General features: G+C 46.0%; 8 protein-coding genes. 4 read left to right on the plus strand and 4 right to left on the minus strand.

From position 1 onward, the window contains the following. Positions 1-4 precede the first annotated feature (4 nt). From FN124_RS14860 to FN124_RS14875, 4 genes are all read left to right on the plus strand, one after another. A complete protein-coding gene (locus FN124_RS14860) occupies positions 5-1,012 on the plus strand; it encodes a FecR family protein (RefSeq protein ID WP_142685615.1) in 1,008 nt (335 codons plus the stop codon). Positions 1,013-1,267: 255 nt separating this feature from the next. Beyond that, complete coding sequence (locus tag FN124_RS14865) at positions 1,268-4,573, plus strand: TonB-dependent receptor (protein ID WP_142685616.1); 3,306 nt, start codon at positions 1,268-1,270, stop codon at positions 4,571-4,573. Between the two features lie 20 nt (positions 4,574-4,593). After that, entirely contained in the window at positions 4,594-6,138 is a 1,545-nt protein-coding gene (locus FN124_RS14870; RefSeq protein ID WP_142685617.1) for a RagB/SusD family nutrient uptake outer membrane protein, read from the plus strand. 24 nt (positions 6,139-6,162) lie between these two features. Continuing rightward, positions 6,163-7,896: a metallophosphoesterase gene (locus FN124_RS14875; protein WP_142685618.1), complete on the plus strand. Its 1,734-nt coding sequence runs from the start codon at positions 6,163-6,165 to the stop codon at positions 7,894-7,896. A 133-nt stretch (positions 7,897-8,029) separates the two neighbouring features. On the opposite strand, the gene FN124_RS14880 is transcribed toward FN124_RS14875, so the two are convergent. The 4 genes from FN124_RS14880 to FN124_RS14895 all read right to left on the minus strand — a co-directional run bounded on the left by FN124_RS14880 (position 8,030) and on the right by FN124_RS14895 (position 13,525). After that, positions 8,030-8,773, minus strand: coding sequence for an RluA family pseudouridine synthase (locus FN124_RS14880; RefSeq protein WP_142685619.1), 744 nt, complete (start codon positions 8,771-8,773; stop codon positions 8,030-8,032). A 15-nt stretch (positions 8,774-8,788) separates the two neighbouring features. After that, the gene (locus tag FN124_RS14885) at positions 8,789-10,351 is read right to left on the minus strand and encodes a pseudouridine synthase (protein WP_142685620.1); all 1,563 of its coding nucleotides are present in this window, start codon (positions 10,349-10,351) and stop codon (positions 8,789-8,791) included. A 54-nt stretch (positions 10,352-10,405) separates the two neighbouring features. After that, a complete protein-coding gene (rlmN, locus tag FN124_RS14890) occupies positions 10,406-11,449 on the minus strand; it encodes a dual-specificity RNA methyltransferase RlmN (RefSeq protein ID WP_142685621.1) in 1,044 nt (347 codons plus the stop codon). Positions 11,450-11,596: 147 nt separating this feature from the next. Next, positions 11,597-13,525: a peptidoglycan DD-metalloendopeptidase family protein gene (locus tag FN124_RS14895; protein ID WP_142685622.1), complete on the minus strand. Its 1,929-nt coding sequence runs from the start codon at positions 13,523-13,525 to the stop codon at positions 11,597-11,599. Between the last annotated feature and the right edge of the window lie 228 nt (positions 13,526-13,753).

Here is a 13,753-nt window from a genome sequence, read left to right on the forward strand (position 1 = left end):
TAGAATGTCAATACAAATAAACCAGGAATTAATTAAGAAGTTTTTAGCGGGCGAATGTTCGGCCGAAGAAGAAAGGCTTGTAAACTTATTTCTGAAAGATCCCACATCAGAAAGATTACTGGATGAGGTCCTGTCGGCAAACGCGGCTAAAGACTGGGAAGTGTTTGAGCATGATCAGTTTGTTCATCCCCGGCAGCATGATCTGAAAAGATCATTGCATGAAAGGATAGGACTGGTAATTACTGCACGCAAGGGTGTGCTCAAACGCCTATTATCCATGCGGAATGCAGCCATCTGGATTGGACTGATCCTGGCAGCGATGAGTGTTTACACCATCAGCTATTTAAGCAATAAAAAAGAGGACCAGGTGGCCCTTGTAGAAACCCGTAACCCGAACGGGCACCGGTCAAAAATAATTCTTTCCGATAGCAGTGTAGTATACCTGGGGGCAGGCAGCAGCCTGAAGTATCCCGAAAATTTTTCAAAAGATACCAGGGATATCTATTTATACGGAGAAGCTTTTTTTGAAGTAACACAGGAAAAACATAAGCCATTTACGGTTCATACCGGCCAGGTGCAAACAAAAGTATTGGGCACTTCTTTTAAAATAGAGGCATTTAAAAATAAGCCTTTGCTGGTGGAAGTAGCCACAGGGAAAGTAAGGGTAGACCAGGTAGACAGTAGCTTTTCCAGGTCACTGGCAGTGTTGACCACAGGACAGAAAATACTGTTCGATCATAACGAAGTTAAAATGCAAACAGTTGACCCGGAAGAAGTACTGGATCTGAAGGAAGCGAGGTTAACATTCAGTAACACATCACTCAATGATATCGCTGAAGTATTACAGCGATGGTATAATGTGAAGATCACATTCAGACAGCATACAAAATCAACGGAAAGAATGACACTGACAGTGGATGCCAGTGGATCAATAGATAAGATATTAAATGTACTCGCGGCCGCAGGACATTTTAATTACGAAACGAAAAACGGGGAGATCGTTATTCGCTGAACTTAAAAGATAAAAGCAAAGAGTATGTATTAAGAAAAAGCTGTCCATCCTGGAGAAGGACGCCGCATTTGATGTTGTCAGAACCGCAGGCCCGTCAAAGGCAAAAAGGATATAGGAGTAAAGTAACAATAATTCCGGCTGATCCCGGGCCAACTATTAATACAAGAATTAATGCAAAAAGGATTACATCCCACAATTAAGTTTATGATGAGATGTTCATGTATACTTTTAGTCGCACAACTTACTTTTATCGGGATGCTTTTCGCCGGAAATGCCCGGGGCCAGCATCTGGACAAAGTGATTGCTGTTAAGCTGGATCGTGCCAGTGTAAAGGAAAGCCTGCTGACCATCCAGGCAAAGAGTGGTATCAGGTTCGTGTTGCCGGAAAAGTTGATGACAGGGCTTAAACAGCAGATCAGTATCGATTCCGAAAGATCAACCGTAAAAGACCTGATCGAAAAAGTGCTGGCATCAACCAATCTTGCTTATAAAATAGTGGAAGGATATGTTGTGATCGACACAAAGCCCGTTCCACAGGAACCTGGTAAATTATCAGGCCGGGTGGTTGATGAGAAAGGCGCTGCTTTACCCGGCGCAACACTGCGGGTGCTGGAGAGCGGCCAGGTGGCTCAAAGCGATGCCAATGGTAATTATACCTTAAAACTTCCCCCGGGCAGCTATACAGTTGAAGTATCTTATATTTCTTTCAGATCCCAGAGATCAGCTAACACTGTTATAAAAGAAGGAAAAACCACGACGCTCGATTTCTCTTTGCAGCTGGCGGATAATAAACTGACGGAAGTAGTGGTTAGTTACGGAAAACAAAAAAGCCGCGAGATAACCGGCTCCATTGCCACTGTAGATGCATCGGGCATGCAGGATATGCCTGTAACACAGTTTGCCCAGCAGCTGCAGGGAAAAGTAGCCGGTGTACAGGTATCCCAAACCAGCGGCCAGCCCGGACGTGGTATGGGTTTTATTATCCGTGGCGCCGCCTCTTTTTACTCCAGTAACCAACCGCTTTTCGTAATTGATGGCAACCCGATCACAGGAAGTATCAATAATATTAATCCCGCAGAAATAGAAAGTTATAGTTTTCTGAAAGATGCTTCTGCTACCGCATTGTATGGATCAAGAGCTGCAAACGGGGTAGTGCTTATTACCACCAAACATGCAAAACCGGGAGATGCAAAAATCGAATTCTCCAGCTACTACGGTTTACAAAAGATCCCTACCGGTAAACTGCCGAGAATGATGAATGCAAGGGAGTTTGCCACGTTTATGAAAGAACGCGCAGAAGATGGAATGAAATATGAGCCCGGCTACTCAGTTTCTGCAGACTACCACGCGGCCTATGATAATCCGGAGCAGTATGGAGAGGGCACCAACTGGTTTAAGCTGTTAACCAGAACCGCTCCTATTCAAAGTTATGACCTCATGGTGCAATCGGCCCGTGAACATTCCTCCTCTACGGTAATCGCCGGCTACCAGGAACAACAGGGTGTGCTGATCAACACCGGGACAAAGTTATACTCAATGCGCTTTAACCAGGATTTCACCACTGCAAATAATAAACTTAAAGCAGGTTTTAACCTGGCGCCGAGCTACAGGCTGGATCATAACAACAGGCTGAGTAGTGATGGTGTGGGGGGGTATTTCGAAAGATTCTTCGAAGCCAGCCCGCTGGTAAGTCCTTACAACGCAGATGGAACCTATACCCGCAACGTTGCTTCCCCCGGTATGGTGGCTTATATCAATCCGCTGGCTACCTATGAATTAACGAACGACGATTATAAAACAACCCGTATACTGGGTAACATTTACCTGAACTACGAGTTCTTACCTGGGTTAAGCGTTACAGCAAACCTCGCAGCAGATAAGGGCGCAGAAACACGTAAATATTTCCAGTCAGGCCTGGTTACCGGTACGCAGGGGCAAACCACCGGCACCAGCTCTGCTGTTGATAACGGTTCATGGACAGCAGAAGGAAACCTGGTATATAACAAAACCTTCCTGAAAGACCATAATATAGAGGCATTGGTAGGCTATTCAGCCCAGGAGTACAGTACTTATAGTAACACACTCACTGGCCTTGGATTTACCAGTGATGATATTGAATACCTGAGCGCCGCTACAAGCGTTACCGGAAGCAGTGGTGCAGGATCTTATTCATTGCTGTCGACCATAGGAAGATTGAATTATAATTATAAAGGAAAGTACCTTTTATCGGCGGCACTCAGGCGCGATGGCTCTTCAAAATTCGGTATGAATACGCAGTGGGGCAGTTTCCCATCAGTGTCTGCAGGCTGGATCCTTAGCGACGAATCATTCATGAAGAATGTAAAACCCGTTAGCTTCCTGAAGCTCCGCGCCAGTTACGGGATTACAGGAAACAACTTTTTTGCCGGCAATTATGATCCGCAGGCCACAATAGGAACTTATTATTACAACTTTAATAATACGGTTACCCAGGGGCAAACCATTAACAGGCTGCCTAATAAGGACCTGAGATGGGAGCGCAATAAGCAGTTGGATATCGGGCTGGAGCTTGGCCTGTTCGATAACCGCCTTAACTTCACGTACGACTACTACCATAAACTGACAGACGGACTTATTCAGCAACGTGCCATTCCAACTTCATCGGGCTTTAGCCAGATCATTTACAATGTAGGCGAGCTTAAAATGTGGGGCCATGAATTTTCGGTGAGCTCCAGAAACCTGACGGGTGCGCTACAGTGGAATACCAACCTGGCATTGTCTTTCGACCGGAACCTGATCACTAACCTTGTAGATCCCGGATATATCAGGAGAAATGGAACAGTGAGCTCGGATTATTACCGCCAGCAGGTAGGTCATCATCTTGGTGAGTTCTATGGTTTTGTTTTTGAAGGATTATATAAAGATGCTGCCGACCTGGCCAACTCTCCCAAGTATTTAAGCACTGCTGCCAAACCAAATGGCAACTCCGATATAGGAACCATCAAAGTCAAAGATATCAATGGCGACGGCGTAATTGATGATGTAAACGACCGCACTTTTATTGGTGATCCCACGCCAACATTTACGGGTGGTATTGTCAATAACTTCAGGTATAAACATTTTGACCTGACTATCGACATGACTTTTTCTGTTGGTGGAAAAATACTGAATGCTGCCAAATGGGCTTATCAAACCAATATGGATGGCTCCAGGGTACCATTGGCTGCGGCAGCCGATCGCTGGCGCTCGGAAGATAACCCCGGTTCAGGTATTTATCCCCGCACAAAATCCGGTACCACCGCAATGGGAAGACAGGTAAACAGTCAATGGATAGAAGATGGATCTTACCTGACTGCGAAGAATATAACATTGGGATATACCGTGCCGTTAAGAAACGCCATGATAAAGAACCTGCGGGTTTTTGCCTCCGTGCAGCAGGCCTTTGTTCTTACAGGCTATTCAGGTATGAACCCGGAGATAAATGTGGGCGGATCTGATCCTACACTGGGTGTTGGGGTAGACGAAAACGCCTATCCTATACCAAGAACGTTTTCTCTTGGACTTACCACCACATTTAAATAATCATTTAACGCCGACGAAATATGAAAAAGATATATTTAGTGATCGCTCTCTTATGTGCAGCAGCAACCTCCTGTACCAAGGATTTTATTGAACGGTCGCCGGAAGATGCGTACACTGATGGCGTATTCTATAAAACGGAGCAGCAATTCAGAGCAGCAGTGATAGCTGCCTACGCACCGCTCAGGGATGTGCTGGTGAATGATTATTTCACTTCCGAAATGCACTCCGATAATACTATTTACCAGGCTATACCAGGTAACAGGGGCACCTCTATTGTAGAGCGTGAAAACATTTCAGACTTTACGAACACTTCTACCAACGCTTATGTTGCGGCTACCTGGCAACACAGTTATACCGGCATTTCCCGGTGTAATATCGTTATCGAAAGGTTGAAAGGCAGCGATCTTAAAGAGGATGTAAAGGCAAATCTCGACGGACAAGCCAAATTTTTAAGAGCGCTGAACTATTTTAAACTGGTACGTTTATATGGTGGCGTTCCACTCTTTATAAAAGAAGTGACCACTGCAGAAGAAGCATTTAAAGCCCGGGCTACGGAAGAAGAAGTATATGCCCAGATCATTGCCGATGCACAGGACGCCATTGCTGAACTGCCGCCTCCTGCAAAGTTCCCGCAAACCGGAGAAGCTACAAAAGGAGCAGCTACCATATTGCTTGCTGAAGTGTATGCCCTTCAGAAGAAATGGGCAGATGCAGAAAAGCTGTTAAACAGCATGCTTACTATGGGATATGATCTCAATGCAAACTATGCAGATGCATTTATGCCATCAAATAAAAATGGTAAAGAGTCGGTTTTTGAGATCCAGTTCCTTGGTGGTACATTAACCGGGGCTACGCCAAATCCGCTTTCCTTTAATTTTTTACCGAGAAGTAAAGACACTAAACTGTTAACAGGTATTTCAATCGACAATACGGGCTCCGGCGGATGGAATACGCCCAGCGATGACCTGATCAGTGATTTTGAGGCCGGCGATAAACGCCTGGATGCTTCCATTGGCATTGCAGAAGGTACTTATGATGCCAGCCGGTATTTCAGTTATTCAGCAGCAAAAAGCATTATCAACTATGTTCCTGCTACCGGGAAAATTGGTGTTCCCTACATCAAAAAATACCTGCATGCGCCGCTTGAGGCACCTACCGGCTCCGGCGACGATTTTCCTGTATATCGCTTTTCAGATGCCCTGCTCTTACTTGCAGAGGCTTTAAATGAACAGGGCAAATCTTCAGATGCACTCGCCCCTTTAAACAGGGTAAGAAGAAGAGCCGGCCTGGCTGATTACACCAATACCGATCCTGCCCAGCTGCGGGAAAAGATCTTTCATGAGCGGAGAGTTGAACTGGCATTTGAAAACCATCGCTGGACCGATCTGCTCAGAAGCGGTAAGGCGTTAACGGTGATCAATGCTTTTGGTGTAAAGATCAGGGAACAGCTTCCTTATCTTTCTTCCGATGCTTATGCAATTGATAAGCACCAGTTATTATTTCCAATACCGCAAAATGAGGTAGGGTTAAATCCGAAGATCATACAGAATCCCGGTTATTTTTAGCAGTTTTTAAATGAGTATGTTGTGATGATGAAACTACACAAAGGCCTTTATATATTGTTGTTGTTGTTGGCTGTAACCGGCCACAGCATTGCAGGTGAGCAGGTGCAAAAAGAAGATGAGTTTTCAATTGTTGTTCTTCCCGATACCCAGTATTATACTTCTGAGAAGAATGGGGGGAAGAAGGAGATGTTTACTGCACAAACGGAATGGATAGTAAAGAATGCGATAAAGGAAAACATTAAATACGTGATCCATCTGGGAGATATATCAGATGATGGTGAGAAGTTCCCCCGGCAATGGGAAAATGCTGCCGCGTCGATGTATGTATTGGAGAAGCCACAACCAGGGTATCCGCAGGGTATTCCATACGGCTTGGCGGTAGGAAATCACGATCAGACTAAAAGCCAGTATCCTGTAAGTGGTAAAACAGATCAGTATAACAAGTATTTTGGTATTGAGCATTTTAAAGATAAGAAATGGTATGGGGGCCACTATGGCGATAATAATGATAGTCACTATGATCTTTTTGAAGCCGGTGGAATTAAGTTCATCAGTATCTTTTTAGAATATGATTCTTATGGAGAAGATATTGAGGGGATGAATAAATGGGCCAGCCAGTTATTGGAGAAATACAGCGACAGGAAGGCAATACTCGTTAGTCACTCCATCATTCATTTCAATAAAAAAGCGGGTACCAATGAGAAAGGCTTTCCGAAATTTTCCAAACAGGCACAACGCGTATTCGACCGGTTGAAAAGTTACCCTAATGTGATGTTAACCTTATCAGGACATGTAGGAGATAATGGCGAAGGATACCGGCAGGATGGGTATGCCGGCAATATTATCAGGTCATTTTTATCCGATTACCAGAGCCGGCCGGATGGTGGTCATGGCTTAATGCGTTTGATGAAATTTTCCAGATCAAAAGACCTGATCAGCGTCAGCACTTTTTCACCCTATACGGGGGAAGAAGAGAAGGATGCAGACAGCGAATTTACTCTTCCCTGGCTACATCATACAACAGTAGCCCGTTATCATGACTACAACAATGATCAGCAAACTGATATCGCTTTCTTTACCGGGGGTGTATGGAAGATAGCAGGGCAGCAGGATGTAGCGTTTGGTAAAGAGGGGGATATTCCCGCTCCGGCAGATTATAACGGTGACGGCAAAACGGAGTTGGCTGTGTTCAGACCCTCAGAAGGCAGGTTTTATTTCCAGGATGGAGAAGCAATTGCACTCGGACAGCAAGGCGATATCCCGGTATGCGGCGATTATGACGGGGATGGTTTTGCAGAGGTGGCAGTGTACCGCCCGTCTAATTTAACCTGGTATTTCAATGGTATGGACAGTATCAGGTTCGGGCATAAAAAGGGTATTCCTGTTCCGGCAGACTATGACGGGGATGGCTTGCTGGATGTAGGAATATTCCGCACCGATAATTCCATATGGCAAACAAGTTTGGGTAATATCCCGCTGCAGGTAAAACATGTGCCGGGCGATATTCCCGTTCCCGGTGATTATGATGGCGATGGCAGGGCTGAAATGGCCGTATTCCGTCCTTCTACCGGGGAGTGGATTATTGACAGGTTTAAAGCACCGGTAAAGCTTGGAAAGGCAGGTGATATCCCGGTTCCCGGGAATTATTTTAAAGATGGGAAAACTTACCCTGCCGTTTACAGGGATGGCAGGATCTATCTTGAAAACGGGAGCACTATAGCAGCAAACCAGGGAAAAGCAACTGAATTGGTGAAATAGTCAGGATAGTAACAGTGAAAAGAGGCTGTATCATAAATAACTTTTACCCGATTTTACTCGGGTACCGGGTGGAGAAAATTTTCGTATTTGCGATTCTCACACCCATTAAGTTAGTTATGATACAGCCTCTTTTTTATTCTTCATTGGCTGGCTGCTTGCCACGATGTTTTCGCAGCTGTGTCAGCAACGCACTCATATCTTTTGGTAAAGGCGCTTCAATCGTATATTCCTTGCCGTTAGGATCCTTAAAGATCAGCATAGAGGCATGCAGGGCCAACCGGCTTAGCAGGGGCCTTTCTTCTTCTGTGTGCTTACCTAATTTGAATTTCTTCTTAATGGAGGATAACATCACAGGTTGGGCGCTGCCATAAAATTCATCTACTGCAATAGGATGACCCAGGAACTTCATATGCACCCTGATCTGGTGGGTACGGCCGGTGTGGATCTGCATTCTCACCAGGCTGTAAAGCCCGAATTCCTCCAGCACTTCGTAGTCCGTAGAAGAAGGTTTTCCCTTGCGGTTAGTTACCATCTTACCTTTTTGTACAGGGTGCTCCATAATACCTTCGCTTACGTTACCTTGTTTAGGCACCGGTTGGCCGCTTACGAGGCCCAGGTAAAATTTCTTTACATCCCTGCTTTCAAAAAGCTGTGAGAAATATTTATGAGCCGCTTCGTTACGGGCAAACAGTATAATACCGCTGGTGTCGCGGTCGAGCCGGTGCACGGTATAAATTTCCCCGTAGGCTTTTTTCATAACCGCTATGAGGGAAGTAAGCTCGTTATCATGACGGTCGGGTAATGTAAGTATTCCTGAAGGCTTGTTGACCACAACAAAATCAGGCGTTTCCAGTATAATATGTTCTGTTAATCGCATCCCGTAATTCGGCGGTTATTTTTTAAAGTGTTTCAGCAGGATTACTTCTTTCTCACTGAGGAAGCGCCATTGGCCACGGTTCAGTGTTTTTTTGGTAAGCCCCGCATACATTACACGGTCCAGTTTTTCCACCGTATATTCCAGGTGCTCAAAAATGCGGCGCACAATACGGTTCTTACCACTGTGGATTTCGATGCCTACCTGCTTTTTATCTTTCGGATCCACGTAGCCTAATGCGTCTACAAAGGCTACGCCATCTTCCAGGGTTACGCCGGCAACGATCTTATCAAAATCGGTTTTGGTAAGCGGTTTATCCAGTTCTACCTGGTAGATCTTTTTGATATTGTTTTTAGGATGCGCCAGGCGCTGCGCCAGTTCGCCATCGTTGGTGAGGAGCAGTAACCCGGAAGTATTACGGTCGAGGCGTCCTACAGGATATACCCTTTCATTTTCAGCTGCGTCCTGGATCAGGTCCATTACGGTTTTGCGGCCTTCGGGGTCATCGGTGGTGGTGATGTAGCCTTTTGGCTTATTCAGGAGTATGTATACCAGGTTTTTGGTAGGAGTGATCTTTTTATCCTGCATAGTTACCACATCGGCGGCAGTTACTTTGGTGGCAGGTTCAAGCACTACTTTCCCGTTTACGGTTACTTTGCCTTCCTTGATCAGGTCTACCGCTTTCCTGCGGGAGCAAAGACCGCAGTGCGCCACATATTTATTCAGCGGCATTTCCCCCGGTCCGAATATACTTTCCTTGTGTTCGTTCGTATGTTCGTTATCGTTAGTGCTTCTTACTTTTATGCTTTTTTTCCTGTCCTGTTTATCAGCGAAGCGCTCATTGGTTTTGTCAAAGAATTTTTTACGGTTAAAACCGCTGGGTGTTTCTTTGCCGCCTTTTTTCTTTTCTCCATGGAAATGAAAGGCGCTGTCGTCGCTTTTCCTGGTGGTTCCTGCGTTGTAGGTACGTTTGCGCGGAGGCCTTTCACCGTTATCTTCTTTATCGAAGCTGCGTGTGCGTTCCGGGCGTTCGTTATCTTTTCTGAAAGCGCTGAAAGCGCGTTCGCTGTCCGGTTTATTTTTTCCGTCTTTGAAATCGTTATCGCTGTTGCGTTTGTAAGGTTTTTCGTCTTTATCAAAACGTTTACGGAAACCAGGTTTTTCGTCGCGGCCAAAGGAACGTTTATCATCGCTTCTGCCGAAAGAGCGTTTCTCTTCATTCTTTTCACCGAAGCTGCGTTTGAATGCCGGCTTATCTTCGCTGTTGCTTCGTTTGCCGCGCTGGGGCCTGTCATTTCCCAGGCTATCGGTAGCAGGGCCTTTTTTACGGGCTGGTCTGCCATTGCTGTCGAAAGTGCGTTTGCGGAAAGAAGGTTTTTCATCGCCGGTATTTCCACTGTCAAAGCGGGGTTTACGGGAGGAGGAACTATCAGCGCCGCGATTATCTTTTGCAGATGCTCTTCCTGGCCTTTCGCCATCAGCAGAAGAGCGGTTGCGGTTGCCTGCTGGTTTGTCGCTGTTACCAAATTTGTTATCCCTTGATGGACCAAACCCTTTTTTAGCAGGTTGTTTTTTCTTCATAAATTATTATTGATTGATGATCATACCCAGATGATCAATAGGAATATTATTGTATCAGCCTTTATTGGCCAGTTGCCCGCATGCAGCGTCAATATCTTTACCACGACTGCGGCGTAATCTTGCATTCACACGGTTTTTTGCAAGATATTCCATGAATTCTTCAGCAGTCTGGGCATCCGGCTTCTGGAACCTGGCCATATCGATCGGGTTATATTCGATAATATTTACCAGGTCGGCAGGCACCTGCCTGTATATTTTAATCAGCTCATCAGCATCCTGTTTTGAGTCGTTAAAATCTTTGAAGAGGATATATTCGAAAGAGATTTCATTTTCAGTAGCCTTATAGAAGTAGTTCAATGCGTCTATCAGTTCCTTCAGGCTGTTGGAATCGTTGATAGGCATGATCTCACTACGTTTTTTATCATTGGCGGCGTGTAAAGACAATGCCAGGTTAAAACGCACTTTATCATCGCCCAGCTGCCGGATCATTTTGGCTACGCCGGCAGTGGAAACGGTAATACGTTTTGGCGACATACCCAGTCCATCGGGAGAAGTGATGCGCTCAATTGCCTGCAGCACGTTCCTGTAATTAAGCAGGGGCTCGCCCATGCCCATGAATACGATGTTGCTCAGTTTTTTACCGGACGATTCCAGGGCCTGTTTATTAATAAGGGCCACTTCATCATAAATTTCATCGTAATCGAGGTTACGCTTACGGTCCATATAGCCGGTAGCGCAGAACTTACAGCTCAGGCTGCAGCCCACCTGCGATGACACACAGGCAGTTTGCCGGGTGTCTGTAGGGATCAGCACACCTTCCACCAGGTGATTATCATGTAAGCGGAAACGGCTCTTGATGGTGCCGTCATTGCTTTGTTGCACGGCATCTATCTTAACAGCCGGAAGGGTAAAATGCTCCGTTAATTTTTGTCTTAATTCTTTGGAGAGGTTGGTCATTGCCTCAAAGCTATCGGCATGCCGCAGCCAGAGCCATTCGTATACCTGTTTTGCACGGAAAGGCTTTTCGCCTATAGATCCGAAATATTCCTGTAAAGCCGGTAAACTTAAGTGCCGGATGTTTTTATTGTCAGACTTCATTATCATTATTTGAGCCACTGGCTGCCTTACGGCAGTCGGAAAGTAACTGCAAAGATACGTAATATTGGCGTACTGACAGAATGACCTTAAAAACAAGTGCCACAGCCGTTTCCAGCTGTGGCACCCGCTTTTCTGAGTATATTCGGTTTACTTCATCCAGATGGCGGCAAAATGGGAGGAATTATCATATCCCTGTACCCTGAACAGCCTGTATCCCTGGGCGTTGAGATCGGTAAATTTAGACTGGTAGTCGGCCGGAGACATATTCATATAAGAATAATATGCCTTATTCTTGGGCCACCAGAGCCCGCCCACATTATTCTGGCTTCCATTCTCCTCGATATTTACATTTACGGTCATGAGCCCGGCTTTGTTCAGTTCATCAAACTTCTTCACAAAGTCGTTAGCATTCATGCCATAATACATATAAAATCCTCCGGGGTTACTGCTGCTGAATACCCCGGCGTGATAGCGTTTTCCACCCACATAATACACTACGTGCTCGGTTACGCGCATTTTTTGTTGTTCCACGAAGGTTTTCCATTTGGCGGCATATACCTCATCGGTTGCATTGTGTACGGCGGCAAAGCTTTCATTGCCTCTTTTCTGCCAGATAGCCGTGAACAGGGGATTACCTGCATTATCGCTGGTAACGGAGATCTGCCGGGGAATATATCCTTTTCCGTAGTATTCGTCGAAATACTGCTGGTATTGAGTACTGTTCATGTTAATGCGGCAGTACCAGGCGCCGGGTAGTCCCTGCTGGAAAGAGCCGGAAGCCAGGTACTGGTTGCCTGATTTATGTACGCTCAGTGTTTGCAGGGCCATGCCCATACCGGTGTAGTAGCCCCAGTATTGGGTGATATATTGCACCGGTACATTATGAAAGGAAGGATAGAATGGCGCAAAGAACCTGTTAAACCCGCCATTGGCGCCAATTTCATAACATGAGCTATTGCTGCTTTCTGAGGTGGCATACACTCCATAGGGGTCTACTTCCATCCAGTCGGCCCCGGTACCAGGGCTTTTTATCCAAAGCATGAAGTGAAGGTGGTTATTGGCAGTATTGGGATTGGTGGGAGTACCATCCTGGTTAAGTCCCCATCCGGCACCTCCAAAGCCAGTGTTGCCGGCCCAGGCAATTTGCTGACCTGCATATACATTATCTCCCGCCTTTACTTTCAGCTTTTGTGCATTGGTACCCCATAATAATTGTGAGGGGTTGGGAAGATTAGCGAATTTTTTATACTTGGTATCACGGGCATCTTTATCATTGGGGTCTTTTACATTGATGGCTTTCGCATTGGCCACATCATGATCAAACCCTCCCCGCAGATGGAAGTAACCGGTTCGGTAAGAGGTGCCATCTGCCGCTTTATGCTCTATGATCACCACATTCCCAAAGAACGGGTCCCACATCGCGGTAACCACTTTCCCGGCCGCAGAGGCATACACGCCAAAAGTAGGATCTATGCCGGGGCCGTAGGCATCGCTGGTTTTAAGGAAGTCGATCGAGCCGTGACCACTGCCATTATCATATTTCCAGGCGCCGGCCGGGTATACCTTGCTGTTGGTATACGGAAGGAAGAACGGTACTTTGGGCGACAGGCTCTGTGCAAAGGTGCGGGCATCGTTTTCATTGCTGAACACCGCTGCCGGAGAGGCGTACAGGAGATTTTTGCCGGCTACTTCGTCTTTAATGGAATAACTGCAGCAGCCGATGGTTACAGTGGGGGGCGTACAATACGCCGGGGCATTGACTTTTTTAAAGGTAATCACTTTATCCGGCAGCAGCTGCAGGTTATCGATATTGATTTGCCGTGTATTGTTGTCTGCCGCCATGTTCCATTTAGGAGCGGCCCGGAGGTTTCTTACATTTACGACGCTACGGGGAATGGCTACCTGCCGGGAAGGTTCGGGGCCTTCCATTATTTTGGCTGTGGGCTTAATGGGTCTGTACAGAAGTTCGGAAAGATTTGCTTCATTTTCTCCTGCGGGTTGCTGAGCTTTCACAATTACAGGTGTGATGCCGAGCAAACAGGTTGCCAGCCACACCAGGCTTCTAAGGTGTTTCATTTTTGGGGTTATTTTTTGATAAAATTAATGACAGCGGCAAAACTAGTTCCGCTAACCGGAGCCGGCAAGCGACAATTACTGAAAGGCGGAAATAGGGTTATATCTGGCGGTTTTTGTAAATTTTCGCGTAACCAGGATGAAAATTCCCCATCTTAGGCCAGCCGCTATCAATAGCGGCGCCCTGGTAGTTTTATTGGTTGAGTTAGCGGGATGTGTTTTATTTGCATA

This window comes from Chitinophaga polysaccharea (genome assembly GCF_902150045.1).
Classification (GTDB): Bacteria; Bacteroidota; Bacteroidia; order Chitinophagales; family Chitinophagaceae; genus Chitinophaga; species Chitinophaga polysaccharea_A.

Excerpts from the sequence above, each read along its gene's own strand:
- FN124_RS14860 (WP_142685615.1), top strand. The coding sequence starts at position 5 with ATGTCAATACAAATAAACCAGGAATTAATTAAGAAGTTTTTAGCGGGC.
- FN124_RS14865 (WP_142685616.1), top strand. The coding sequence starts at position 1,268 with ATGCTTTTCGCCGGAAATGCCCGGGGCCAGCATCTGGACAAAGTGATT.
- FN124_RS14870 (WP_142685617.1), top strand. The coding sequence starts at position 4,594 with ATGAAAAAGATATATTTAGTGATCGCTCTCTTATGTGCAGCAGCAACC.
- FN124_RS14875 (WP_142685618.1), top strand. The coding sequence starts at position 6,163 with ATGATGAAACTACACAAAGGCCTTTATATATTGTTGTTGTTGTTGGCT.
- FN124_RS14880 (WP_142685619.1), bottom strand. The coding sequence starts at position 8,773 with ATGCGATTAACAGAACATATTATACTGGAAACGCCTGATTTTGTTGTG.
- FN124_RS14885 (WP_142685620.1), bottom strand. The coding sequence starts at position 10,351 with ATGAAGAAAAAACAACCTGCTAAAAAAGGGTTTGGTCCATCAAGGGAT.
- rlmN (WP_142685621.1), bottom strand. The coding sequence starts at position 11,449 with ATGAAGTCTGACAATAAAAACATCCGGCACTTAAGTTTACCGGCTTTA.
- FN124_RS14895 (WP_142685622.1), bottom strand. The coding sequence starts at position 13,525 with ATGAAACACCTTAGAAGCCTGGTGTGGCTGGCAACCTGTTTGCTCGGC.